The following is a 23,179-nucleotide window of genomic DNA, read 5'->3' on the forward strand; positions in this document are numbered from 1 at the left end:
GCTGTAATGATGCAGCAGACATGGGACTCGCGCAGCGTCGATCCACGTGACCGCGTGGAGACGATCCGTACGATGCTCTGCGAGAACCTCGTTCAGACAGACCTGACTCTCGACCCGCAGGGCCGCGAGGCGCATGTGAGCGTGTCGTACCAAGACATTGGGCAGCTGAGAGCGTTGTCCGTCAAGACGGTGCCCTCGCTGGCGGCCCTCGCTATGCGTCCTCAGCGGATGATCATGTCGGACGACGACGAGTCCTTGTTCGTGGTTTTCCAGCGCGGCAACCGGTCGATGTTGCGCCGTGGTGATGACCAGACCGTGATGACCCCGGGCAGCATCGTCGTTTACCCGAGCACGAGCCCCTACGTCCACGCCTTCGACGAAGGAGTCATCGGGGACTTCTTCCGACTGCCGTTGGGTGTGGTGGGGTTGACGGCGGATCAGGTCGCTGAGGTCTCGGGTGTGGACCTGCAGGAACGAACCTCGCTGGCGGCGCTGCTGCGGTCCGTGCTCGGGGGCGTGATGGACTCCGAACTCAGCCTTCGCGACGAGGTCGACGTGTTCGCACCCGTCGCCGACCTGCTGAAAGTCACCTTGCTCAGCGCCCTCACTCCCGACCGCGCCACGACCCGGTATCCGCTGGCCGAGCAGATCGTCACCTACGTGCTCGACAACCTCACCGACCCCGGCCTCGGAGCCGCCAGGATCGCGAAGGACCTGCACGTGTCCGAGCGTCTGCTCTACGCGGAGATGTCCCGCGCGGACATCAGGCTCGCGCAGCTGATCCAATCCCAGCGCCTGCGCCGCGTCCGCGACGCCCTGACCGCACCGGCCACCATCGACGTCCCCATCGGCGTCCTCGCTCAACAGCACGGATTCGTCTCAGCCAGCCACTTCAGCCGCATCTTCCGCGAAGAATTCGGCACAACCCCCCGCCAATGGCGCAACAACACCACACCACGCCTCGAGGAGACCCAGGACGAGAGCCGACTGGAACTCTCGCAGCAGATCAGACCAGAGGAGACGTACGGATGAACGAGCCTCTGTCTGACCTCACCGTCATCGACGCGGAGGAAGTTCGAGCATCGGATATCCCTCGCGCGCTGACGGCCGCATCGATCCTGTACGAGGACGGGGCGACGCAGGCATTCGCCGAGAACGGCAAGACCGTGTACGTCGAGGACGGAAGACCCACCTTGGGGGAGTGGTACGTGGATGCAGGGGGGCAGTTCTGCTCCTTCTGGCCGCCAGACTACCGAGCGTGCTACGAACTGCGCTGGCTCGTCGAAGACGAGCGAATCGCTGGTCTCCGCTTCCGCCGCGGCTCCTACACCGCCGTCGGCCGGTACCAGTTCCCCGGGCCTGAGAATGCCGTCAAGGAATGAGCAGGGCGTCTCGGCAACGGGCCAGAAGCTCGTAAAGACGGGCGCGCTCCACCGGTTCGACCTCCATGGTCATGCGTTGAACAGCCGAGGAGACTTCCTCATGCGCGCGTTCGAGGAGGAGCTCTGCGGCGTCGTTCAGCACCACGCTCCGTTCTCGCCTGGGCCCAGGATCACTCGAGCGGGTCACCAGTCCCCGCTTCTCCAGTCCCTGCAGCAGCACGTTCATCGACTGGCGAGACACGAACGCGCGCCGGGCGAGTTCGGAGCTCGTGATACCTGGCGTGTCCTGCAAGGCGGTCAAGCACGCGTACTGCGGCACGCTCAGCGAGAGCGGGCGAAGCCGATCGTCCATTCGCTGGTTCAGGAGCGACTGCGTCTCCTTGATCAGCACCCCCAGCGACTCCGGGCTCCGGTCCAATGCATCCATGTCAATAGTTTGACACACACTCCACTGAGTGTCAGGATATTGACACTGGCGTTATTGAACAGAACAGGAGCCTGCTCATGGCAGCAACAACCACCGGCCCGGACTTCGTCTCTTTCCAGGTGCGGGACCGCGCCGTCTCCGCGGAGTTCTACGACAAGCTCGTCGGACTCACGCGGCTCCCAGACTCGAACCCGGCAGCGACCGTCTTCTCCGCAGGAGGTGCCGCGTTCGCCATCCGCGACCCGTTCCCGGGCGTGGATCTCGACGCGATCCCTCAGCTCGGCGCCGGCATCGGCGTCTGGTTCCACAACGATGACGCGGAAGGCGTGCATGCACGACTCGTCGACGCGGGAGTGCCGATCGTGCAGGAACCGTTCGAGGGGCCGTTCGGACTGCAGTTCTCTTTCCGAGACCCCGACGGCTACGTCGTCACCATTCACGCCCGCGCCTAACACCACCATGGCGCAGCACACCCTCTCGGTCCCAATGCTCGGGCCTTGGTCGTTGCGCACCAGCAAGCGGTTCTGGGAAGAGTTCACCCCTACCGCGATCGAGGCCGGCGGTGATCCGGACGTCCTCTCCGCACGCTTTGTGAGCGAGCATGACTGGACGTCTGTGTCCGCCCAGGTCACCCAGAGCCGGGAGTGCGCCCAGATAGGTTTGTCCGGCCCGGGCGATCTGGCCGCAGCCGCTGAGCAGGTGCGGCGCTTCCTCTCTCTCGATGTGGACGCGCGGGGATGGCCGGCCGTCGGCGATCGCGACCCGATCATCGCCACCGCCCAAAGGGCTCTCCCCGGATATCGCCCGTGCGGCTTCCATTCTCCGTACGAAGCCGCTGCCTGGTGTGTCTTGTCGCAGCGCACTCGCGTCCCAGTCGCTGCCCGACTCCGCCGCGACCTTATCGTCGCGCACGGCAACGACGGGGCCTTTCCCGCGCCCGATGCGCTCATCCGCGCCATCGACGCCGGAGAACTAGACCTACCCGGTCGGAAGCCAGAGTATCTCCGGGCTGTCGCAGAGGCCGCACTCACCGGACTGCTCAACGGTCCTTGGCTCCGAGCAATGCCCGAAGAATCGGCTCGCCGCGACCTGCTCGCGGTGACAGGCATCGGCCCGTTCGCCACGGACCTCATCCTTATCCGCGGCGCCAACGCCCAGGACATCCTTCCGCGCGCGGAACGCCGCCTCTACGCCGAGATCTCCTACCAGTACGGGCCCGACTCGGTGCTCGAGGAGGTCGCGGAACGCTGGCGCCCCTTCCGCTCCTGGGCCGCTGTCCACCTCCGTGCGCTCCGAGAGCAGCGCACCCGTGAGATGGGCTGATCGATGACGTTACGGCTCTTCGATAGTGGAACGTCATCGCTGCGCACGTTCGCGCCCCTGCGACCGGGCCACGTCGGCATCTATCTGTGCGGTCCGACTGTTCAGGCTCCGCCGCACGTCGGTCATCTCCGCTCGGCAGTGGTCTTCGACCAGCTGCGACGATGGCTCCAGATCGGCCACGATCTCGACGTGACTCTGGTGCGAAACATCACCGACCTGGACGACAAGATCCTTGTCGCGAGCCAGGCGGCGGGCGTTCCATGGTGGGCGTGGGCGGCTCGTCATGAGAGGGCGTTCGCCGACGCGTATCGCATGATCGGCATCTTGCCGCCGTCGATCGAGCCGCGCGCGACAGGGCACACGGCCGAGATGCTTACCTTCATTGACCGGCTGATCGCCCGAGGCCACGCGTACCGAGCGGGAGGGGAAGCGGGGGACGTCTACTTCGACGTCTCATCATGGCCCGACTACGGGTCTCTGACCTCACAGGAGACCGGGACTCTCCGCGGAGACGAACATACCGATCAGGCGACGGAGAAACGTGACCCTCGCGACTTCGCGCTCTGGAAGTCGGTTCTCTCGGATGCGGCGACAGGAACGGCGAGTACCGCGGGCGCAGCATGGGCTTCGCCTTACGGGCCGGGACGCCCTGGATGGCATCTGAGCTGCTCGACGATGATTCTCCGCTACCTGGGAGAGAGCTTCGATATCCACGGTGGCGGGCTCGACCTGCGCTTTCCTCATCATGAGAACGAACAGGCGCAGTCCCGTGCCGCCGGATACGGATTCGCGCGCTACTGGATGCACAATGGCTGGGTCACGTCCAGCGGCGACAAGATCAGCAAGTCCCTCGGCAATGCGACACCCCTCGACGATCTACTGCAGCACATGCGTCCTCTCGACCTGCGCTACTACCTCGGATCGGCCCACTATCGGTCGAACCTGGAACTGACCGACTCGGCCCTGCGAGCAGCCACGGCGGCGATGCGCAGGATCGAAGACTTCATCACCCGGAGCACCAACCACTCCAGGCGGACGGCGGACGCGGAGATGCTGCCGGTCGCATTCCGAAACGCCTTGGATGAGGACCTCAACATCCCCACGGCACTCGCGGTCCTCCATGACGAGGTCAGGCGGGGTAACACCGCCCTCGCCCAGCACGACGCGCGGGCCGGTGCCGACACGCTGGATGCGGTGCTCGCCATGACTGGCGTCCTCGGCATCAACCCGCGCGACAGCCCGTGGGACGAATCAACGGCCACACCCCCGCACGCCGAGCGCGCAGTGGAGGCCCTGGTCGCACAGGCGCTCAACCAGCGAGCCCAGGCACGTGCGGCCGGAGACTTCCGCACCGCAGACCGTATCCGTGACGAACTCGACGCCGCCGGGATCGTGCTCAACGACAGCGAGTCAGGTACGACATGGGGCTTCACCGAAGGCCGTACCTCATAGCCCGGAACAACAACAGGAGGATTCTCGAAGTCACAGCCCACTCCCAGGCTCACGGGACCAAACCGCGTCACCCCGGCGTTATCAACAGTGACGCCGCAGCCAGCGGCGCCGAACAAGGAGGACATCGTGTCGCACGACTACAGCAAGACTTCTGAGGCCCTGAGCCGCCTCAACGACCAGCAGTACCGCGTCACCCAGAAGGACGGCACCGAGCCGGCCTTCCGCAACGAGTACTGGGACAACCACGAGGACGGCCTGTACGTGGACGTCGTCTCCGGACAGCCCCTGTTCTCATCCACCGACAAGTACGACAGCGGAACCGGATGGCCCAGCTTCACCAAGCCGGTCGTCGCTGACGCCGTCCACACGAAGACGGACCGATCCCTCTGGATGCCCCGCACCGAGGTCCGCTCTACCGGGGCGGACAGCCACCTCGGGCACGTCTTCGACGACGGCCCCGCGAACGCCGGCGGCCTGCGCTACTGCATGAACTCCGCCGCGCTGCGGTTCATCCCCGTCTCCGACCTGGAGGCCGAGGGGTATGGAGAGTTCCGCTCACTGTTCGAGACCACCACCACGACCACGAAGGAGCACGCATCATGACCAGTGGAATTCACGACACCGGAGAGGTCACCCGCACACCCGGCACCGAGACGGCCGTCCTGGCCGGCGGCTGCTTCTGGGGCGTGGACGAGCTCATCCGCAAGCAGCCGGGCGTGATCAGCACCCGCGCCGGATACACCGGCGGGCAGAACGATCACGCCACCTACCGCAACCACCCCGGCCACGCCGAGGCCGTGGAGATCGTCTTCGACCCATCGAAGACGACGTACCGGGACATCCTGGCGTTCTTCTTCCAGATCCACGACCCGTCGACCCTGAACCGTCAGGGCAACGACATCGGCACCAGCTACCGGTCGGCGATCTTCCCGCTCACCCCCGAGCAGGAGCAGGTCGCCAAGGAGACGATCGCCGACGTCGATGCCTCCGGCCTGTGGCCAGGATCGGCTGTCACCACGATCGAGCCCGCCGGCCCGTTCTGGGAGGCCGAGCCTGAGCACCAGGACTACCTCCAGCGGTATCCGAACGGCTACAACTGCCACTACCCTCGTGCCGGCTGGGTCCTGCCCCGCCGCATCCAGGCGACCGAGGCTTCCGTCTGACCATGTCCACGTGGGGGCGTGCCACCGCTGAGCCGGTGGCGCGCCCCCACGTCATCAGTGACGGAGGAATGATGCGGAACGACCGTGAACGAAGATGAAGACAACGCGGTGGAGCGACGTCGCGCAGCGTCAGCCGCAGTCCTCACATGCGCAGACCTGACCGATGCGCTCGGCCGGAAGCACCGTCACCGCGCCCATATCACCGGGCTCGTCAGCCCGACACCCGAACGCATCCTGTTCGGGCGCGTCGCGACGATCTCCTTCTTCCCGACCTGCCACGCCATACTTGACCCGGAGGAATACACCTTCGGACGGCTGTTCCACCAGGCCGTCGACGGATCAGCAGCTAATCCCGGCAATACGGTCCTCGTGATGGCCAGCAACGGCCACAGCTCGACGTCTCTCGCCGGTGGAACGAAGCTCTCCCGTGCGACCAACGTCGGCCTCGCCGGCGTCCTAACTGACGGACGCCTTCGCGACTTCGACGAACTGGCCGCGGAACCGTTCGCCGCATGGTGCTCGGGAGAGGCCGTCGCCTGGGGTGGAGCAGTGGTCACGCCGTTTCAGGCAAATATCCCCGTCGTCATCGAAGGAGTGGGCATCTATCCGGGCCAGTACATCTTCTGCGACTCATCGGGAGCCGTCGTCATCCCCGACAGCGACATCGACGACGTGCTCGAGACCGCCCATCAGATCCGCGCCGACGACAGCGCGTCCCGTGACCTGATCGCGCGGGAAGGTCGCAACGGAGGCCTGACACGCGAGCGGTGATCTCACGGTGCCGGTGGCGTGGTGTTGTTGCGCCATTGGCGGGGTGTGGTGCCGAATTCTTCGCGGAAGATGCGGCTGAAGTGGCTGGCGGAGACGAATCCGTGCTGTTGGGCGAGGACGCCGATGGGGACGTCGATGGTGGCCGGTGCGGTCAGGGCGTCGCGGACGCGGCGCAGGCGCTGGGATTGGATCAGCTGCGCGAGCCTGATGTCCGCGCGGGACATCTCTGCGTAGAGCAGACGCTCGGACACGTGCAGGTCCTTCGCGATCCTGGCGGCTCCGAGGCCGGGGTCGGTGAGGTTGTCGAGCACGTAGGTGACGATCTGCTCGGCCAGCGGATACCGGGTCGTGGCGCGGTCGGGAGTGAGGGCGCTGAGCAGGGTGACTTTCAGCAGGTCGGCGACGGGTGCGAACACGTCGACCTCGTCGCGAAGGCTGAGTTCGGAGTCCATCACGCCCCCGAGCACGGACCGCAGCAGCGCCGCCAGCGAGGTCCGCTCCTGCAGGTCGACACCCGAGACCTCAGCGACCTGATCCGCCGTCAACCCCACCACACCCAACGGCACCTCGACGATCATGCGATCGGCATCCTCGGTGGGCATCGCGCTCTCCACCGTCGAGCGGGGGACAACGACGATGCTCCCGGGGGTCAGCTCAGCGTCCCGCCCCTGCAGCGACAGGACCGAGGCGTTCCGACGCTGGTAGATGACTAACAGGTGGTCCTCGCTGCGACCACGGGGAGAGCTGACCGTCATCACAGGACTGCTTCCTCGATCAGCTCATAGATGTTCGCCCGGCGGAGGTCGCTGGCGTGAAAGACGAGCCCGTCGCCCCGGTGCGGTGGCTGCTCTGCGACATGCCGCACGCACGCGGCGGCGAGATCTCGCTCGGCCGGTGACATCACCACGACTCCAATCACGGTCGTGTCCGCGCCGACGAGATTGGTGGCGCTCCTGCTCACCTCACCGACTACGCCCGTCGCCAACCTGTGTACTCGGGCTCGAGACATCGTGCCGGCACCGTCGAACGCCACCACCACCGTTCCGGGCCGAACGATGTGCAGCGCGGCGGTCACCTCATGCTCGATGCGTGAGGCCAACGCCCGTCGAGCCCGGATGCCCAGGCCCCTACGAAACCGATAGGCCGCCACGACCAGGCGCTCGTCCTCAGCCACCCGCTCCGCAAGAGGCGAGGGAACGAGCATCAGAAACTCTTGCGCGTCACCGAGCTTGACAGGCAGGTCCACCGAACGCCCCTCTCCTGCGGAGCGCGCAACGTTCTCGACGGGCGCGCGTGGGCAGCCGCACCGAGCCCTCGGCTCGGACGTTCTCGCGCACACGGAAGATCCGTGAGCCGCGTGGCTTCCCGCACATCATGACCACTAGCCTACGACGACAGAAAAGGACTCGCCAGACCAAAGTATGAGCCGGACGTCGATCGATGAGAGGTGTCATAGGTCTGAAAAGCAGGGCGCTCGGATCGCCTTAGGTGTTTCGGGTCGACTTGGATAAGGACTTCGAGGTCCATTATTGTGAAGGTGTGAGATGCGAGCGTCCCGCTCCGCTGGACTTCACTGGGCCGGCCGGGCTGGCATCGCGTGACGGACGACTTCGAGTCCTGCGGACGGAGGAGACTACCCTGGAGGCGTGACTGCCGACGGAACGAGTGCGCGCCGGTTGACGCCGAAAGGGGCGGCAACGAGGGCGCGTATCGTCGACGCAGCGAACCAGCTGATGTATGAGCGAGGCGTTGCGGCGACGACCCTTGCCGACGTCCGAGCCGCCAGCGCGACATCGAAGTCTCAGGTTTATCAGCACTTCGCCGACGAGGACGCACTCGTGAAGGAAGTCATCGAGACCCGGGCGGAGGACGTCCTGACGCAGCAGCGCCGGCGCCTTCGACGGGTGGAATCCCTACGTGGGTTCGAGCTGTGGCGGGATGAGCTCGTCGAACGCAACGCGCTACGCAACGGCGCGTACGGGTGCCCGCTCGGGTCTCTGGCGAACGAGATCGCAGACCACAACGAGGATGCCCGCCGGGCGATCGCTGCCCACTTCGATGAGTGGCTGGAGATGCTGATCGATGCCGTGGAGAGGCTGAAGACACGCGGCGTGTTGCGCAGCGATGCGGACTCGCGAGCGCTTGCCAGTGGGCTGCTATCGGCACTGCAGGGAGGTTATCTTCTGGCGAAGGCGAGTCGAGATGTTTATCCGATGCGTGCCGCTCTCGACATGGCTATCGCACAACTCGGGGCCTACGCGACTGAGACCGACTCCTCAGCCTGATCCCGCCTCATCGCGAACGCAGTCATCCCCGCGAAGCTGAGGAAGAGGCGTTCACCGGCGTCGATGATCGTCGCCAGCACGTGGCTGCACGTCTTGCAGCGCACGACCAGCCCCGGGGCGTCCGGATACACGACTGCCTCGCCAAGGGGCGCGATACGCCCGCAACCTCCGCACCGTCCTTCGATCATCGTTGCATCGGGCACGAGGAACTGGGCGAGAGGTCCGGCGAGGATGTTCCCGTCGAGGTGGCTGGTCATCATAGGCCTCCGAATCGTTCGGTGAGGATGTCTTGCGGCGCATGGCCGAGCTTCACGAGCCAGGGCGCGACGGCTTCGACGAAGCCTGTCGAACCGCACACGAAAATGCGTGGGCGGTCTTCCGGAGGGAGCGTCCGCGCCGCGACAGCCGATTCTGTGAGCCGTCCGACCGGCTCCCGCCATCCGGCTGGCGCTCGTCGCGTGTACACGAGGTCGATGGCGAACGACCCGTCCGACAGCTCGAGGAGCTCCTGGTGGAAGTAGACGTCCTCCGGGGTGCGCACCGAGTACAGCAGCCGGAACGGAACGGGATCGGATGCGGCCGCATGAGACGCCGCCATCGCGTAGAGGGGCACGACACCTGACCCGCCGGCGATGAGCTGCACGGGGCGCTGGCTCTGTCCCGGGCGCCAGAGGAAGAACGATCCCAGCGGTCCGTGGACCTCGAGCTGGTCACCGACGCGCAGTTCACGGACGAGGAACGGAGACACCTCGCCATCGGGCAGCTCATCGACCGCGAGGACGATCGTTCCGCCCGTCTCGGAGGATGCGATCGAATACGAACGTGTCGCCTGATAGCCGTCCGGAGCGGTCAGTCGCAGATCGAGATGGCTGCCCGCCTCGCTCCCCGGCCACCCCGGGACATCGAGCACCAGCCGAACCGCAGTCGGCGTCTCTGGACGCACCTCCGAAACCGTGGCGACGAACCACGACGGCCTCACGCGGGGGCGAAGCGGAGCGAGCCGGGTCTGCTCCATCACCAGTAGCGTTCTTCCTTCCACGGATCACCGTAGATGTGATAGCCGCTCTGCTCCCAGAACCCAGGGTCGTTCGTCGGCATCATCGTCAATGCCCGGACCCACTTCGCGCTCTTCCAGAAGTACAGATGCGGGATCAGGAGACGTGCCGGCCCGCCGTGTTCTGCGTCGAGCGGTGCGCCTTCGGCCTCGGTCGCGATCCAGGCCTTGCCATCCAGGAGATCCTCAAGCGGCACATTCGTGGTGTAGCCGCCGTAGGAGTGCGCCATGACGTAGTCATGGGATGTCTCGACGTTCTCGAACAGCTTGTCCAGGCTCACCCCGCGCCAGGCCATGTCGAGCTTGGACCAGTGCGTGACGCAGTGGATGTCGACCGTGATGTCCTCGGCACCGAGCGCCAGGAACTGCTCCCAGTTCCAGTGATGCTCGGTACCGGTCTCATCGAGGATGGCGAAATCCCACGTCTCGGTATCGACATAGGGGGTGGGACCGGCGGTGAGCACCGGCCAGTTGTCGAACAGCGTCTGTCCCGGAGGGAGCTGATCATCGGGTCCACGCCGGCGTCCCGCGAATCCGCGAGTAGTGAACGACATACATCGCCCCTTCCGTCTTCTCTGGCTGTACACCACCGACGATATTGCGGGAGCTCTCTCGCTGATCGCCTGGTCCTGCGCGGAACTTGCCCATGACTGCAGGTGATGAGTCCCCGGGGTGAAAACGGGCCACTGTGCCGACCACACTGTGGAACAGGACGCCCCACCGGGCGACCTCGCCCCCCCGCAAGCATCGAGAAGAAGTCTGTGACCATGTGCCCTGTTGCGCTCGGCATGCCGACCGTTCGCCATCGCGCGCGCTCGACGGTCGGCCGACCCGAGACACCGTTTCTCGTGGACAGGTTCGGGCGCACCGCGCGAGACCTGCGCGTATCGATCACAAGCGCCTGCTCGCTGCGTTGCACATACTGCATGCCGGCGGAAGGCCTGCCCATCGTCCCTCGCGGGGAGTTGCTGACTCCGGAAGAGATCGCGCGTCTGGTCACCATAGCCGTCCACGATCTCGGAGTCCGTGAGGTGCGCTTTACCGGCGGCGAGCCGCTTACGCGACCTGATCTGGTCGAGATCGTGCGCCAGACGACGACAGCCGTGCCCGGCCTGCCGGTGTCGATGACGACCAATGGGATCGGCCTCGACCGCAAGGCGCCGCAGCTTGTGGAGGCTGGACTGACGCGGATCAACGTGTCGCTGGACACGATCGACCGCGAGCATTTCGCCGCTGTCACCCGACGCGATCGCCTGCCTGCCGTGCTCAAGGGGATCGAGGCGGCACAGTACGCAGGGCTCAGCCCGATCAAGATCAACGCGGTGGCGCTGCGCGAGACCCTCGCGGATGCGCCCGACCTGCTGGCGTGGGCGCTTGCCAACGGCGTGCGGTTGCGGTTCATCGAACAGATGCCGCTGGATGCAGATCAGACATGGCGCAGAGACCACCTCGTCTCCGCCGAAGAATTTCTGTCTGTGCTCGGACGCCGATACCGGCTGACCCCGGCCGGGCGTGAAGACCCGTCCGCTCCCGCAGAGGAGTGGCTCGTCGACGGAGGCCCGGCCACCGTCGGCATCATCGGGTCCGTCACACGCAGCTTCTGCGACGCGTGCGACCGAACCAGGCTGACAGCCGAAGGCTCGGTACGTTCCTGTCTGTTCGGAGACGACGAGACAGACCTGCGCACGATGCTGCGAAGTGGAGCAGACGATGCCGCTATCGCCGACGCCTGGCGGGCGACGATGTGGGACAAACAGGCTGGGCACGGGATGGAAGAGAAGAGCTTTCGTCGACCGGCCCGTTCCATGGGAGCGATCGGAGGCTGACGATGTCACGCATACTCGTCCGATACTTCGCAGCCGCCGCTGAAGCGGCTGGCTGCGAAGAAGAGCACGTCGAGGCGACGACCCTCGGAGAGGCGAAGGACGCGCTCCTCACAGCTCACCCGGCACTCGAGCCGGTGATCGCAAAGGGGACATTCCTCGTCGACGGCATCGCCTCACGCGATCCCGCGCGACCGGTCTCCGCGCAGGTGGACGTGCTGCCCCCGTTCTCCGGCGGCTGAGCCAAACCACAAGCGGCTGAGGTCCGATCCACCGCGGGGGTCCACGTGTCGTGAACTGCATTCGTCTCCTGCGCTGCCATCCTCTTACGTGAGACGACCGCGGTGCTGCCCAGATCCTTGTCTCAGCAGGAATCGGAGTACAAGCGCTGGGGATGCATGCTGTCGCTCACCTCGTACACGGCATCGGATGATTCGCGTGGAATGTCCTCGCGCATGTAGCGGAGATGCCGTTCATGGGTGTCTGGGTGCGCCGGCTCACCGCCGTCGAGGAAGACGGTGAAGTGCCACGCCGAGCGCAGGCTAGAGCGCAGCAGTGACCAACCGTCGACAATCAGCATCCTGTCCTCAGGCGCGGCAGCGAGCTCGCTCTCAGGTCCGTTGTGGCGGAACATGCGCAGTATGGTTCGGACGGCGTCATCGTCCGTGAACGGGGCCGCGCTGAGACGAGTCGCGTGACGTCCCACTGCACGCAGCGCTGCCGCCAGGGCGTCGGCGAAGTGCATGCGGGCTGCAGCGTCCACGCCGTCGATGGCGACGAGTATCCGGCCGCGTGGGTTTCTGCTGAGGACCTCCTGAGCGAGCTCCTCCCAGACGGCTGTCCCAGTGGCACCTGAGGCGTTCGGAGACGAGGTCAACGTCGCTTCTCCGGCGGAACGATCAAGAGAGGATGTGTCTGCATCCTGTTCTGGTTGCGCACATCCTTGCCGACTGCTCTCGCAGCGGTCTGCATCCGCGCTCTCGAGATGGCATCGATGGTTTTCATCGGTCTGCCTGCTTCCGATTCGCATCCGCATGCTGAGGCAACTCCCGGATGAGTTCGAGGACATCGTCGGGAACGAGTTGTCCCAACGTTCCGCAGGAGTACACGCTGATCACGACCGTCCCATCGGGATCCAGCACGAATCCGGTCGTCTGCAACTGCGGCGGGTCCACGGTGACGAACGCTCCAGTCGCGGCGGTGATCTGCTCCACGTCCACGCTGTGTCCGATCGGAAAAGTCAGCCCATAGCGCGCCACGAGCTCCGCGGTTATCGGCTCCTCGTCCGCAGTCACCGCGACGACAGCGATACCCGCGGCGGACAAGCGTCGTAGGCCGCGCTGGAACGCACGCAGCTGCTCCACGCAAGACCGGCAGCCTGCTCCGCGAGAGAAGAGAACCACGCCGTACTGCCCGGCGAATACGGCCGGGATCGTTCGGCGTGTGCCTCCCACCTCGAGCAGCTCGAGGGCGGGGAACGCATCACCACCACGCAGCAACGACATCAGAGGCTCGCAAGAACGGTCCGAGCGGCCGCATCGGTGGGTGCGACGCGGGCGGCTTCTGACGGGGGAAGTCGGTTGCCATGAAAGTTGTGTGCTTCAGTCTCAATGCCAGTCATCTGGCGCCTCTTTCCTCGGTGATTGCACCATCGTTCACCCGGCGGGTTCGCTAGGTCGTGCGGTGTATCTACAACCCCACCCACTCCGATCTGCCGTCGGTGAAGTGCTGGTGCTTCCAGATCGGAACCTCTGCCTTGATCGCGTCGACGAGGTTCCCGCAGACGGCGAACGCCTCTGCCCGGTGCGGGGCGGCGACGACCGTGACCAGTGCGACGTCGCCGATCTCGAGGTGCCCGATGCGGTGAGCGGCGACGACATCGCAGTCCGTGGTTTGAGCGATCCTCGTGCACACGTCGATGAGGATTCGTTCCGCGTCGGGGTGCGCCTCGTAGTCGAGAGAGCCGACGTCCTCTCCGTGATCATGGTCGCGCACGATGCCTTCGAAGGTGACCACCGCCCCGTTCTTCCTACTGCGTATCCGTGTTTCCAGCTGCGTCTTGTCCAGCGGAGCAGCGGTGACGAAACCGATCGGGTCAGGCATGTCCGCCACCGGCCAGCTGGTCGTGCAGGTGTGGCAAGAGCGGCTCCAGTGCGATGAGGCCGTCTTCCACGCCGCGTGGCGATCCAGGCAGGTTGATGACGATCGTGCGTCCGGCGATCCCTGCAAGCGCCCTGCTGAGCGAGGCTGTCGGCGTCGCCGCGCGGCCCGCTGCACGGATGGCCTCGGCGATGCCGGGAAGTGCTCTCTCGATCACCGCGCTCGTCGCCTCGGGGGTGCGGTCCTCGGGATGCACCCCGGTGCCGCCGGTCGTGACGATCAATACCGGCTCGCTGGTGAGAGCATCCGTGAGCGCCTGATAGATATCCGCGTCAGCGACAACGACGGGCTCGTCTGGCCGATACCCGTGGTCGCGAAGCCAGTCTGCGATTGCCGGACCGGTGAGATCCTCGCGCGTACCGGCCGCGGTGCTCGTTGAGGAGACGATCACGACCGCCTGTCCGTGTTCTGCGGGCACGGATGCGTCTGCAACCCAGTGCCCGCGCTTTCCTCCGGTCTTCTCGATGAGGTGGATGTCTCCGAGCACGGCGGCCGGATCGACGGACTTGATCATGTCGTGCAGAGCGAGACCGGCGATGGCGACGGCGGTGAGGGCTTCCATCTCGGCCCCAGTCTTCGCCGTCGCTGCGACCGTGGCCCGGATCTCCACCGATGAGGTGCTGAGCTCGAAGTCCACGGTGACGGACTCCAGGGGCAATGTGTGCGCGAGGGGTACGAGTTCGCTGGTGCGCTTGGCGCCCTGGATGCCCGCGACCCGCGCTGTCGGGAGCGCGTCTGCTTTGCGCAGCTGGTTGGCGGCGAGCAGTTCCAGCACCGCCGGTGTCGTGTCGAGGCGGCCGGTCGCGATCGCCGTGCGCCGAGTGATCGCCTTCCCGCCGATGTCGATCATCCGCGACCGGCCGTGATCGTCGAGGTGCGGCAGTTCGTTCATAGATTCCAGGTCTCCACGCGTGTCCCGATGTCGAGGGTGACGGCATCGATCGGGACATCGATGAGCATGTCGGATGCCGCCATGGCGGCGACAAGGTGCGAGGAAGGGCCGCCAACCGGTGCCACCCGGCCTCCAGGCAACCCCACACCACGGCGGAACTGCCGTTTCCCGGCGACAGAGGTGAGAGGCTCGGCCAGGGTCCGCGGCTCGGGCTGTCGCGCGTGCAGTCCTGCTGCCTCACGGAGGACCGGCTCGATGAAGAGCATGAACGACAGCTGCGCGGACACGGGATTGCCTGGGAAGCACACCACGGGAACGCCTTTGTAGATGGCAGTGGCTTGGGGGCCGCCCGGCTGCATCGCGAGAGTATCGACGTGCGCCCCGAGCGGCTCCAGAAGCTCCCTCACGACTTCGTAGTTGCCTGCCGAGATGCCCCCGCTGGTGAGCAAGATCTCGGCTCCCGCCGCACACGACGCGTCGAGAGCGCGCGCGAACGCGGCCGTGTCATCGACGACACGATGCTCATCGACCAAGAGGGCGTCGGCGGTTCGTACCGCTGCGGCGAGTGCGGGGCCGTTGGCGTCGTAGATCTGGCCGGGAGCCAGAAGCTCACCGGGAGCGGCCAGCTCGCTTCCGGTCGAGATCACTGCGACACGTACCTGTGAGCGAACGGGGACGGACGCCACTCCCGCAGCTGCGAGCGCCGCCAGGTGGCGAGGAGCGAGCCGGAAGCCATCAGACAACAGAGGCTCACTGCCCGCGAGGTCAGAGCCGGCTTCACGCACGAACTCTCCGACGTCCGGCTTCCGCGTGAACGTCACTGTCGTTCCCTGGACGGTGGCGTGTTCGACAGGGACGACCGCATCGGCGTCGTCGGGGATCGGCGCACCGGTCATGACCCGGACGGTATGGCCAGGGCGAAGCGGCCCAGGTGTGCCAGGAGCAGCGGGGATCGCACCGCGCAGCGGCAGATTGCTTGGCGTCCGCGCGAGGTCGACCGTACGGACGGCGAAGCCGTCCATCTGTGAGTTCCGGAACGGGGGCAGATCTATCGGAGTCCGTATGGGGTGGGCAAGCACCCGATCTAGCGCGTCAGACAGGGCGACCTGCTCGACGGGGCGCTGGCTCACGGCGTTCAGGAGGGTGCGGACTCGGGCCGTGTGCTCAGCGACCGATGTGCGGGGCATGTCAGTACCTGCTCGCCGTGGGGTCGATGCGGACAGCCCAGGCATCGATGCCTCCGGTGAGGTGCCGCACATCGGAGAATCCGAGTTGGAGGAGCTGATCGAGCGCTTGGCGTGAGCGTGTGCCGCGGTGGCAGTACAGCACGATGGGGTGACCGGTGTCGAGTTCTGGTGCCCGGCGAGGGAGTTCGGTCAAGGGGATCAGCACGTTTCCCGGGATCGCTGCGATGTCGGCCTCCCACGGTTCGCGTACGTCGATCAGCAGCGGCGGGAAGGAAGCTGTGAGCAGGTCGCGCAGTTCCTCGGGCGAGACGGCGTTCTGATCGTCGGATGACAGCGGAGTGGTCTCGATGCTCTGCGCTGCGGCACGGGCGGACTCGTCGCGCCGGTAGGCGATCTCGCGGGTGCGGCCGGTGCGTGCGTCGTACGCGGCGACCCGGCCGATCAACGGCTCTCCGATGCCGGTGAGGAGCTTGAGTGCCTCGGTCGCCATGAACGCCCCGATGACGGCGCATACGCTCGGCAGCACGCCGATCATGTCGCAGGTGTCCGCACTGGAGTCCGGACCATGCGGGAACAAGTCGCGGTAGTCGGTGCCTCTGGCATCCCATGCCACGCCTGCTTGGCCGGCGTACCCCAGTGCTGACCCCCACACGAGCGGAATGCCGCGTTCGGCAGCAACACGGTCTGCCAGCATCACTGTTGCCGGGTTGTCGCTGGCATCGACGAGCACGTCCACACCGTGCAGCAGACCCTCGGCTGTCACGGCGTCGAAACGCCCCTCGACGGCGCGGAGCTCAGCATCAGGAGCGAGCGACGCGAGCCTTATGGTGGCTGAGACCGCTTTGCTGCGACCGATGTCGCCGGGCGTGTGCATCGTCTGCCGGTGCAGGTTCGATTCGGCGACAGTGTCGTCATCGACGATCGTGAGGCTGCCGACGCCTGCGGCAGCAAGGACCGGCAACAGGGTGCTGGCCAGCCCACCCGCGCCGATCACGAGCACATGCGCTCTCGAAAGACGCTCCTGAGCGGGAACGCCGAAGCCCGTGAGGACGCGCTGCCTCTGAAAGGTCGGAGAGAGCGGATTGACCGGCATGCCTTCAGGCTAGGGAGCCGGTCCCAGCGGGTGAGGTCGGAAGCGGCGAGACAGCAGAGAGCAGACAAAGCCCAGCAGTCGCAGGCCATTCTCACGACCTCGGCTACGGGAGGCTTGAGACAGGTCGGCAACTTCGTTCGCCTGACCGACCGTCTTTCAGAGGAGTTCCTGTCGTGCGTGCCCCCTCCCTCCTTGCGGCAGCCGCAGCGCTCCTTCTGCTCGCTGGATGCTCATCGCCCGGCACGGGAAGCGACGAATCGGATGTCGGGGCAAGCAAGGACGACATGACCTCCGGAACGGTGACAGTGTTGGCCGCAGCCTCCTTGACCGACGTGATCGACGTCCTCGCCGAGAGGTTCGAGGACGCGAACGCAGATGTCGACGTGGTCGCCAGCTATGGCGGATCGTCGGCGCTCGCCGAGCAGATCGTCTCCGGTGCCCCGGTGGACGTGTTCTTCTCAGCGAATGAGGCGACGATGCAGTCTGTCGTCGACGCAGGCCTGGCTGCCGATCCGGAAGTGCTCGTCACGAACACGCTGCAGATCGCGGTTCCCGCCGGGAACCCTGCAGGGATCACCGGTCTCGCCGACTTCGCACGGCCTGAGCTGACAATCGCATTGTGCGACACCGCGGTGCCGTGTGGAGCCGCAGCGCAGTCCCTGCTCGACCTTGCTGGTGTTCAGGCCCAACCGGACACACTTGAGGAGGACGTGCGTGCCGCACTGACGAAAGTCTCTCTGGGTGAGGCCGACGCCGCACTGGTCTACGTGACCGACGTCGTCGCAGTAGGGAGCGCGGTGGAAGGCATCGATGTGCCTGAGGCGCAGCAGGTGATCAACAACTATCCGGTCGCCCTTCTTGCCGAGGCACCGAACCCCGACGCAGGACAGGCGTTCATCGACTACCTCCGCTCCGATGAGGCACGTCAGGTCTTCGAGCATGCAGGCTTCGCGACCCCGTGAACGCCGGCAGCCGGTCATCCTCGCCCTCGGGGTGATCGGTCTCGCGCTGCTCGTTCTCCCGCTGCTCGGACTCATCCTGCGTGCACCATGGGGCCAGCTGGGCGAACTCTTCGTTCGGCAAGAGGTACTGCAGGCGCTCGGGCTCTCGTTACTCACAGCGACGTTATCTACCGGCCTGAGTCTCGTCCTCGGTATCCCGCTAGCCGTCCTGCTGAGCCATTCCGTTCACTGGAAGGTCCTGCCGCGCCGCCTCTTGCGGGCGGCGATCACTATCCCGCTGGTACTGCCTCCCGTTGTCGGCGGCATTGCGTTGCTTCTCCTGCTGGGACGGCGAGGCATCCTCGGGCAATGGCTCACGCAGGTCGGCATCACTATTCCTTTCACCACCGGTGCCGTTGTGCTCGCGCAAACCTTCGTCGCGATGCCCTTCCTCGTCTTCGCCGTCGAAGGCGCGCTGCGATCAGCGGACCGCCGCAGCGAACTAGCCGCCGCCTCCCTGGGCGCCAGCCCGTGGCAGATCTTCCGCCTCGTGACGGTTCCGCTGACCGCGCCTGGAATCGCCGCGGGCGCCGTGCTGTGCTTCGCCCGCGCGCTCGGCGAGTTCGGCGCGACGATCACGTTCGCCGGCTCCTTCCCCGGCGTGACGCGCACACTCCCGATCGCGTCGTACCTCGCGATGAACTCGGACCCCGACACCGCGATCGCCCTCGCACTCGTCCTGCTCGCGGTATCACTGGGTGTGCTCCTCGCACTCCGCGACCGATGGCTGCCAGGCACCGCATGACCTTCGAGCTCACCGTCTCCGCACGTATCCCACGCCCCGCCTTCGACGTAGTCGTGGAGCTGAAAGCGGATCCCGGAAGTGTGCTCGCCGTCGTCGGACCGAACGGTGCCGGAAAGTCCAGCGCCATCGCGGCGATCGCAGGCTTCACCGAGTCCCACGGCACGATTCGACTGGGGGACAAGGATCTGGCCGGTCTTCCTGCTGACCAGCGAAGGATCGGCGTCATGTTCCAAGACCTGCTCCTCTTCCCTCACCTCACGGTGCGCGAGAACGTCGCCTTCTCAGCCAAAGTCCGCGGTGGGCGTTGGTCCGCCGCCCGGCGCAGCGCATACCCCTGGCTGTCTCGCTTCGGAATGGCGGACCTGGCAGAGAGATACCCCAGTGCACTCTCCGGCGGGCAAGCTCAGCGTGTAGCGCTAGCCCGTGCCCTCGCATCCGAGCCGAAGGCACTGCTCCTCGACGAGCCGCTCGCGGCGCTGGACGTGGAGTTCCGGGATGAGGTGCGTGCCGACCTCGGTCTGCGTCTCCGCCAGTTCGCCGGTCCGACGATCCTCGTCACACATGACCGTGAAGACGTCGAGGTGCTCGCTGACGAGGTGATCGTCCTTGAGACAGGGCGCATCACGCAGCGAGGAAGCCTCGCCGATCTGGCACGAAATCCTGCGACCGCATGGATTGCCCGCTTCACAGGTGCCCAGGGAAGAAGGGACGCAGACGATGTCAGGTACGGATGATGACTTCCTCTTGGGGCTCGCCGGAGTATCGGGAACGATGCTCGGCACGTTCATCGTGGGCGTGTTCTTCTACATCGACTCGGAGATGCACCGCCGACTCGCAGCGTCGGAGGCTGCGGACCGGTATCTCCGTTCGTCGGTCCGCTGGGTCTTCACCGCCTACTCCATTCCGCTCCTTGTTCCGCTCGTGCTCGCGTCGCTTGATCCGCTCTGGGGCGCGCTGAGCTTCATCGTCCTCGGCATCCTCCTGGTAGCGATGACAGTGGAAACAGGACGTCGTATCCTCGCGAGGGGCGGGTCCGGCTCCTCACGCGCTCTATTCGTGAACGAATGGCTCTCGAGCGCCGGCATCGTCATCGCCATGGTCCTGCCATGGACATTGGGAGGCTGGGTGCCCGATCCGACTGAGTTCGTCCCCTCGCTGCTCATCCTTCTCGCGTGCGGCTTCGCGAGCACAGCGGCGCTGGTCATGACGCAGTTCGACGCGACGATGGGCATGGTGGACGCCGTCATGGGAGACAGAGAAGGCGCAAAGCCTGAACATCCGACAGAGAGCTGAGCCGCGCTCTTGCTTGGTCGCGAGGGGAAAGATGTCCCGACGTCTACTGTTCGTCTTCGTCGAAGGCGATGCGTGCGCGTTCAATGTTCGGCAGTTGCTCATCTGCCCAGGCGACGAGCGCGTCAATCGGCCCGCGCAACGTCTTGCCCAAGGCGGTGATCCCGTACTCGACGGCCACCGGCCGCGTGCTGATGACTCGGCGTTGCACGACTCCGTTTCGCTCCAGCCGACGCAACGTCGCCGTGAGGGACTTCTGCGTCACTCCCGGAATCGCACGCCGTAACTCGTTGAACCGACAGGGTCGCTCGCACAGTTCGTTGAGCACGCTGAGTGACCACTTGTCGAGCACCTGGTCGAGCAGCTCGCGATGCGGCGTCGCGATACGCAGCTCGCTTTCGCATACGGCGTCGGTATCGGCCATGAAACCAGGTCTCCTTGAAGTGTCCTTCAACTACCAAGTATCAATAGTAAACCACCAACGAAGAGGACCTTCTATGCCAGTCACACGCTTCAGTCCTGCCGGTCTCCAGCCAGGAACGCCGTATGATCACGTCGCCATTGGCACCGGCACGCGTCACGTGCATATCAGCGGCCAGATCGCCCGTAGTGCGGAAGGAAAGCCCATCGCGATCAACGATCTCGCGGGTCAGGTCGCGGAGGTTCTCCGCAACACAGCTCGTGCGCTCGCAGGCGCGGGTGCATCCTTCGACGATGCGCTTCGGTTGACCTTCTACGTCACCGAATGGGAGCCCGAAAAGATCGCACCTTTCATGGACGGGATCGCTCGGGTGGCTGAGGAGCTGAAGCTGCCTCAGCCCTTGCCGCCCGCGTCCCTGATCGGGGTCGACTACCTCTTCGAGCCGGACGTTCTCGTTGAGCTCGAAGTCACCGCGATTCTCGATTAGCCCGTGTTGTCCGACTGCACGACGTAGTGCGCGCGGCGCCTCTCACCGGACCGGTGAGAGGCGCCTTGGCAGGTCGGTCAGGCTGCGATGTGAGACACGAGGAACCAGCGGTCCTTGTCGAGACCTCGCTGGATCTCGATCGCGACGTCCTGACTGGTGAGGTCGATCCCGTCGAGGCCATCGACCGCTGCGCGGACGTCCGCGAGGAGCCTGTCGATGTCTGCGATCACCGCGTGCACGAGGTCGTCTGATTTCGCGAAGCCGACCGGAACGCTTGTCACGGAGCTCTTCTCGGCGACCGCGCTGACGCGGGCGTCGAGCGGAAGGCCGAGGGCGACGATGCGTTCCGCTGCCGCGTCGGCGAACTCGCCGGCGTTGCCTGCGATGGTGTCCAGCAACTCGTGGACGCCGACGAAGTTCGCGCCACGCACGTGCCAGTGCGCCTGCTTGGCGTTGATGGTCAGCGCCTGAAGGCCGAGTACGACGGGGGTGAGGAACTGCGCGGTCGCGACAACCGCTGTCGGGTCGCTCGCGGTCGTGGCGACGGTGTCTGTGCTGCTCATTTCAATCGTTCTCCCTGCTCGTTGGTTTCTTGATTCGGTGGATTCGGTCACGATCGGATGTCTGCGCCGGCTGGCTCTGATGCGGTTCGGGCTCGGAGGGCGGGGATGACGTCTTGTCCGATCTCCTCCATGACGTCTTCGACGTCTCGTCGTCCCGGCCGCAGCACGAGGTTGACGTGCGCGACCCCTGCCGCTGCCAGTCCGGTGAGGTAATCGGTGAGACCGGTGGTGCCGACTCGTGCACCGAGGCGGATCGGCTCGAAGGGAGCATCCGGGTTTTCAGCGAGGTCGAGGTAGAGGTTCGTCATGAACGGCTTGAGCGATATCGCCCGCCATTGCGCAGCGACGGCGCGCATCTGCGGACCTGCACGGTGGTAGGTCATGTGCGCGTCGAGGTACTCTGCCGCCCACGCAGGCGACTGCTGCGCGCCACCGATCCCGATCAGTGGAATCGTCCCGTCCGCAGGGGCGGGCAGGAATGAGTCCTGATCGATCCGGCCCAGCGCCGCCTGCGCCCAGATCTCACGCAGCACGCGCACACCGTCGCGATAGGTCTCTCCCCGACGATCGAAATCGACTCCGAAGAACGGGTACTCACCCGGCCTGTCGCCCGAGGCGAGGCCGAGCAGCAGCCGCCCACCGGAGAGGACATCGACGGTTGCAGCTTCCTTCGCGAGCGCAACTGGATGCCGCAAGGGGAGCACGATCCCCGCTGTTCCGAGCAGGATGTGTTCGGTCGATGCGGCGAGGTAGCCGAGGTAGGGGATGGGGTCGAAGACCTGTCCGGCGTCGCCGAAGTCACGCGGTCGCCACATCGGCACGTCCCGCAGCCAGAGCGCCCGGAACCCGAGCCTGTCGGCGAGCTGCGCACGCTCCTGATGCCGGGTCAGGTCAGGGAAGAGCCCGTGACCGGAGACGTCTCGTCGGGCGAGATCGTTGTCCAGGGGCAGCTCGATCCCGAGGGACAAGCCGTTCTCGGTGAGCGTGTCCAAAGCGGTCATGGCATGCTCCGTTCAGTACCAGGACGGCTTGTCGCCGTCGGTGCCGGGCTTGTTCACGCCAAGCGAGGCGCCGATGCTGTCGGCCGGGTTCTTGACGAGTTCGGCGACGAGCGCGCCGACGCTCTTGCGGGACACCTCGGTGCCCTGGAAGGGCTCGCCCTTCTGGGTCAGCTCGTAGTCGACCTCATCATCGTCGGACAGCCAGGCGGGACGGATGATCGTGTAGTCGAGGTCGGACTCCTCGATCACTTTCGCGGCGGCGCTGTACGTCTGCAGGTATCCGCCGTCGAGCATCTGGTGATTCCACTTGCCGTACTCGCCGGGAACCTCGTCGTAGATGCCGAGGGTCGAGATCCAGATCAAACGTCGCGTTCCCGCGGCGGTCAGCGCTGCGACGACGGCGCGGGCTTGAGCTTCGATGTCGCTTCCGCCGAGGTTCGCGTAGACGATGTCCTGTCCCGTGACAGTGCGTGTGAGGAGATCTTTGTCGAGCACGTCACCCTCGACGACCTGCACGCGGACGCTGGGAACATCCGGCAGGCTCTGGGGGCGACGCAGGTAGAGGGTCAGCTCGTTGGCAGGCTCCTCGAGGAGCGCGGCGATGGCGTGTTTTGCGATGCGTCCGCCGGCTCCGAGCACGGTGATCTTCGTCATGGACT

The 23,179-nt window shown here is 65.7% G+C and carries 32 protein-coding genes; 16 read left to right on the top strand and 16 right to left on the bottom strand.

Annotated elements, in window-relative coordinates; translation table 11 throughout:
- The first annotated feature begins 6 nt into the window (after nucleotides 1-6).
- Together P6897_RS05455 and P6897_RS05460 are read left to right on the top strand one after the other, a co-directional pair.
- Nucleotides 7-1,032, top strand: a complete 1,026-nt coding sequence (locus tag P6897_RS05455) for a helix-turn-helix domain-containing protein (RefSeq protein WP_067115732.1) — start codon at nucleotides 7-9, stop codon at nucleotides 1,030-1,032.
- Nucleotides 1,029-1,382: a hypothetical protein gene (locus P6897_RS05460; protein ID WP_067115735.1), complete on the top strand. Its 354-nt coding sequence runs from the start codon at nucleotides 1,029-1,031 to the stop codon at nucleotides 1,380-1,382. Before P6897_RS05455 ends, P6897_RS05460 begins: the two co-directional genes overlap by 4 nt.
- Here the strand turns inward: P6897_RS05460 and P6897_RS05465 are convergent.
- A complete protein-coding gene (locus P6897_RS05465) occupies nucleotides 1,372-1,809 on the bottom strand; it encodes a MarR family transcriptional regulator (protein WP_067115738.1) in 438 nt (145 codons plus the stop codon). The genes P6897_RS05460 and P6897_RS05465 overlap by 11 nt on opposite strands.
- 77 nt (nucleotides 1,810-1,886) lie before the next feature.
- Between P6897_RS05465 and P6897_RS05470 the strand changes: the two genes are divergently transcribed.
- The 6 genes from P6897_RS05470 to P6897_RS05495 all read left to right on the top strand — a co-directional run bounded on the left by P6897_RS05470 (nucleotide 1,887) and on the right by P6897_RS05495 (nucleotide 6,518).
- The gene (locus P6897_RS05470) at nucleotides 1,887-2,261 is read left to right on the top strand and encodes a VOC family protein (protein ID WP_067115741.1); all 375 of its coding nucleotides are present in this window, start codon (nucleotides 1,887-1,889) and stop codon (nucleotides 2,259-2,261) included.
- 7 nt (nucleotides 2,262-2,268) lie between these two features.
- Nucleotides 2,269-3,132 (top strand): hypothetical protein, encoded by an 864-nt coding sequence (locus P6897_RS05475; RefSeq protein ID WP_282502320.1) that lies wholly within the window; start codon nucleotides 2,269-2,271, stop codon nucleotides 3,130-3,132.
- 3 nt (nucleotides 3,133-3,135) lie between these two features.
- Nucleotides 3,136-4,584 (top strand): cysteine--tRNA ligase, encoded by a 1,449-nt coding sequence (gene cysS / locus P6897_RS05480; RefSeq protein WP_067115747.1) that lies wholly within the window; start codon nucleotides 3,136-3,138, stop codon nucleotides 4,582-4,584.
- A gap of 126 nt (nucleotides 4,585-4,710) precedes the next feature.
- The gene (gene msrB, locus P6897_RS05485) at nucleotides 4,711-5,187 is read left to right on the top strand and encodes a peptide-methionine (R)-S-oxide reductase MsrB (protein WP_020625393.1); all 477 of its coding nucleotides are present in this window, start codon (nucleotides 4,711-4,713) and stop codon (nucleotides 5,185-5,187) included.
- Nucleotides 5,184-5,747: a peptide-methionine (S)-S-oxide reductase MsrA gene (msrA, locus tag P6897_RS05490; protein ID WP_020625394.1), complete on the top strand. Its 564-nt coding sequence runs from the start codon at nucleotides 5,184-5,186 to the stop codon at nucleotides 5,745-5,747. Before msrB ends, msrA begins: the two co-directional genes overlap by 4 nt.
- Nucleotides 5,748-5,831: 84 nt before the next feature.
- Nucleotides 5,832-6,518: an RraA family protein gene (locus tag P6897_RS05495; protein WP_282502322.1), complete on the top strand. Its 687-nt coding sequence runs from the start codon at nucleotides 5,832-5,834 to the stop codon at nucleotides 6,516-6,518.
- Between the two features lie 2 nt (nucleotides 6,519-6,520).
- Here the strand turns inward: P6897_RS05495 and P6897_RS05500 are convergent, their stop codons facing one another.
- Nucleotides 6,521-7,273: a helix-turn-helix domain-containing protein gene (locus tag P6897_RS05500; protein ID WP_067115754.1), complete on the bottom strand. Its 753-nt coding sequence runs from the start codon at nucleotides 7,271-7,273 to the stop codon at nucleotides 6,521-6,523.
- Nucleotides 7,273-7,764 (bottom strand): hypothetical protein, encoded by a 492-nt coding sequence (locus P6897_RS05505; protein WP_024357640.1) that lies wholly within the window; start codon nucleotides 7,762-7,764, stop codon nucleotides 7,273-7,275. The genes P6897_RS05500 and P6897_RS05505 overlap by 1 nt, the downstream gene beginning before the upstream one ends.
- A gap of 400 nt (nucleotides 7,765-8,164) precedes the next feature.
- Here P6897_RS05505 and P6897_RS05510 point away from each other — a divergent pair, with 400 nt between their 5' ends.
- Nucleotides 8,165-8,803, top strand: coding sequence for a TetR/AcrR family transcriptional regulator (locus tag P6897_RS05510; RefSeq protein ID WP_282502324.1), 639 nt, complete (start codon nucleotides 8,165-8,167; stop codon nucleotides 8,801-8,803).
- Here P6897_RS05510 and P6897_RS05515 read toward each other — a convergent pair.
- From P6897_RS05515 to P6897_RS05525, 3 genes are read right to left on the bottom strand one after another with little or no spacing between them, the layout of a single operon-like run.
- Nucleotides 8,773-9,060 carry a DUF6510 family protein gene (locus P6897_RS05515; protein WP_024357642.1) on the bottom strand — a complete coding sequence of 96 codons (288 nt, stop codon included), beginning with the start codon at nucleotides 9,058-9,060 and terminating at the stop codon, nucleotides 8,773-8,775. The genes P6897_RS05510 and P6897_RS05515 overlap by 31 nt on opposite strands.
- Nucleotides 9,060-9,818, bottom strand: a complete 759-nt coding sequence (locus tag P6897_RS05520) for a ferredoxin reductase (protein WP_024357643.1) — start codon at nucleotides 9,816-9,818, stop codon at nucleotides 9,060-9,062. The genes P6897_RS05515 and P6897_RS05520 overlap by 1 nt, the downstream gene beginning before the upstream one ends.
- Entirely contained in the window at nucleotides 9,818-10,411 is a 594-nt protein-coding gene (locus tag P6897_RS05525; RefSeq protein WP_067115756.1) for a molybdopterin-dependent oxidoreductase, read from the bottom strand. Before P6897_RS05525 ends, P6897_RS05520 begins: the two co-directional genes overlap by 1 nt.
- A 213-nt stretch (nucleotides 10,412-10,624) precedes the next feature.
- On the opposite strand from P6897_RS05525, the gene moaA reads away from it, so the two are divergent.
- Together moaA and P6897_RS05535 are read left to right on the top strand one after the other, a co-directional pair.
- On the top strand, nucleotides 10,625-11,683 hold the full coding sequence (moaA, locus tag P6897_RS05530) for a GTP 3',8-cyclase MoaA (protein ID WP_141369645.1): 1,059 nt from the start codon (nucleotides 10,625-10,627) through the stop codon (nucleotides 11,681-11,683).
- 2 nt (nucleotides 11,684-11,685) lie between these two features.
- Nucleotides 11,686-11,922, top strand: a complete 237-nt coding sequence (locus tag P6897_RS05535; RefSeq protein WP_020625377.1) for a MoaD/ThiS family protein — start codon at nucleotides 11,686-11,688, stop codon at nucleotides 11,920-11,922.
- Between the two features lie 122 nt (nucleotides 11,923-12,044).
- On the opposite strand, the gene P6897_RS05540 is transcribed toward P6897_RS05535, so the two are convergent.
- The 6 genes from P6897_RS05540 to P6897_RS05565 all read right to left on the bottom strand — a co-directional run bounded on the left by P6897_RS05540 (nucleotide 12,045) and on the right by P6897_RS05565 (nucleotide 17,012).
- A complete protein-coding gene (locus P6897_RS05540) occupies nucleotides 12,045-12,425 on the bottom strand; it encodes a hypothetical protein (protein ID WP_067115759.1) in 381 nt (126 codons plus the stop codon).
- 256 nt (nucleotides 12,426-12,681) lie between these two features.
- On the bottom strand, nucleotides 12,682-13,185 hold the full coding sequence (locus tag P6897_RS05545) for a redoxin domain-containing protein (RefSeq protein WP_024357647.1): 504 nt from the start codon (nucleotides 13,183-13,185) through the stop codon (nucleotides 12,682-12,684).
- A gap of 184 nt (nucleotides 13,186-13,369) precedes the next feature.
- Nucleotides 13,370-13,783, bottom strand: a complete 414-nt coding sequence (locus P6897_RS05550) for a molybdenum cofactor biosynthesis protein MoaE (protein WP_020628091.1) — start codon at nucleotides 13,781-13,783, stop codon at nucleotides 13,370-13,372.
- Nucleotides 13,776-14,732, bottom strand: a complete 957-nt coding sequence (gene moaCB / locus P6897_RS05555) for a bifunctional molybdenum cofactor biosynthesis protein MoaC/MoaB (protein ID WP_067115762.1) — start codon at nucleotides 14,730-14,732, stop codon at nucleotides 13,776-13,778. The genes P6897_RS05550 and moaCB overlap by 8 nt, the downstream gene beginning before the upstream one ends.
- Nucleotides 14,729-15,991 carry a gephyrin-like molybdotransferase Glp gene (gene glp, locus P6897_RS05560; protein ID WP_307723497.1) on the bottom strand — a complete coding sequence of 421 codons (1,263 nt, stop codon included), beginning with the start codon at nucleotides 15,989-15,991 and terminating at the stop codon, nucleotides 14,729-14,731. The genes moaCB and glp overlap by 4 nt, the downstream gene beginning before the upstream one ends.
- Complete coding sequence (locus tag P6897_RS05565; protein ID WP_024357650.1) at nucleotides 15,921-17,012, bottom strand: ThiF family adenylyltransferase; 1,092 nt, start codon at nucleotides 17,010-17,012, stop codon at nucleotides 15,921-15,923. Before P6897_RS05565 ends, glp begins: the two co-directional genes overlap by 71 nt.
- A 284-nt stretch (nucleotides 17,013-17,296) precedes the next feature.
- Between P6897_RS05565 and modA the strand changes: the two genes are divergently transcribed.
- From modA to P6897_RS05585, 4 genes are read left to right on the top strand one after another with little or no spacing between them, the layout of a single operon-like run.
- Nucleotides 17,297-17,974: a molybdate ABC transporter substrate-binding protein gene (gene modA, locus P6897_RS05570; RefSeq protein ID WP_230977925.1), complete on the top strand. Its 678-nt coding sequence runs from the start codon at nucleotides 17,297-17,299 to the stop codon at nucleotides 17,972-17,974.
- Nucleotides 17,952-18,758 carry an ABC transporter permease gene (locus P6897_RS05575; protein ID WP_024357652.1) on the top strand — a complete coding sequence of 269 codons (807 nt, stop codon included), beginning with the start codon at nucleotides 17,952-17,954 and terminating at the stop codon, nucleotides 18,756-18,758. Before modA ends, P6897_RS05575 begins: the two co-directional genes overlap by 23 nt.
- Nucleotides 18,755-19,492, top strand: coding sequence for an ABC transporter ATP-binding protein (locus P6897_RS05580; protein WP_067115767.1), 738 nt, complete (start codon nucleotides 18,755-18,757; stop codon nucleotides 19,490-19,492). The genes P6897_RS05575 and P6897_RS05580 overlap by 4 nt, the downstream gene beginning before the upstream one ends.
- Nucleotides 19,476-20,051 (top strand): hypothetical protein, encoded by a 576-nt coding sequence (locus tag P6897_RS05585; protein ID WP_024357654.1) that lies wholly within the window; start codon nucleotides 19,476-19,478, stop codon nucleotides 20,049-20,051. Before P6897_RS05580 ends, P6897_RS05585 begins: the two co-directional genes overlap by 17 nt.
- 43 nt (nucleotides 20,052-20,094) lie before the next feature.
- Here the strand turns inward: P6897_RS05585 and P6897_RS05590 are convergent, their stop codons facing one another.
- The gene (locus P6897_RS05590) at nucleotides 20,095-20,472 is read right to left on the bottom strand and encodes a helix-turn-helix domain-containing protein (RefSeq protein WP_020622155.1); all 378 of its coding nucleotides are present in this window, start codon (nucleotides 20,470-20,472) and stop codon (nucleotides 20,095-20,097) included.
- Nucleotides 20,473-20,545: 73 nt separating this feature from the next.
- Here P6897_RS05590 and P6897_RS05595 point away from each other — a divergent pair, with 73 nt between their 5' ends.
- Entirely contained in the window at nucleotides 20,546-20,956 is a 411-nt protein-coding gene (locus tag P6897_RS05595; RefSeq protein WP_024357655.1) for a RidA family protein, read from the top strand.
- Nucleotides 20,957-21,033: 77 nt separating this feature from the next.
- Here P6897_RS05595 and P6897_RS05600 read toward each other — a convergent pair whose 3' ends face one another.
- From P6897_RS05600 to P6897_RS05610, 3 genes are read right to left on the bottom strand one after another with little or no spacing between them, the layout of a single operon-like run.
- Nucleotides 21,034-21,519 (bottom strand): DNA starvation/stationary phase protection protein, encoded by a 486-nt coding sequence (locus tag P6897_RS05600; protein ID WP_024357656.1) that lies wholly within the window; start codon nucleotides 21,517-21,519, stop codon nucleotides 21,034-21,036.
- Between the two features lie 47 nt (nucleotides 21,520-21,566).
- Nucleotides 21,567-22,520, bottom strand: a complete 954-nt coding sequence (locus P6897_RS05605) for a TIGR03571 family LLM class oxidoreductase (protein WP_024357657.1) — start codon at nucleotides 22,518-22,520, stop codon at nucleotides 21,567-21,569.
- A gap of 12 nt (nucleotides 22,521-22,532) precedes the next feature.
- Nucleotides 22,533-23,174: an SDR family oxidoreductase gene (locus P6897_RS05610; protein ID WP_024357658.1), complete on the bottom strand. Its 642-nt coding sequence runs from the start codon at nucleotides 23,172-23,174 to the stop codon at nucleotides 22,533-22,535.
- Nucleotides 23,175-23,179: the final 5 nt, after the last annotated feature.

Origin of the sequence: Microbacterium sp. BDGP8, from assembly GCF_029991045.1 — a bacterium.
GTDB classification, from domain to species: domain Bacteria; phylum Actinomycetota; class Actinomycetes; order Actinomycetales; family Microbacteriaceae; genus Microbacterium; species Microbacterium plantarum.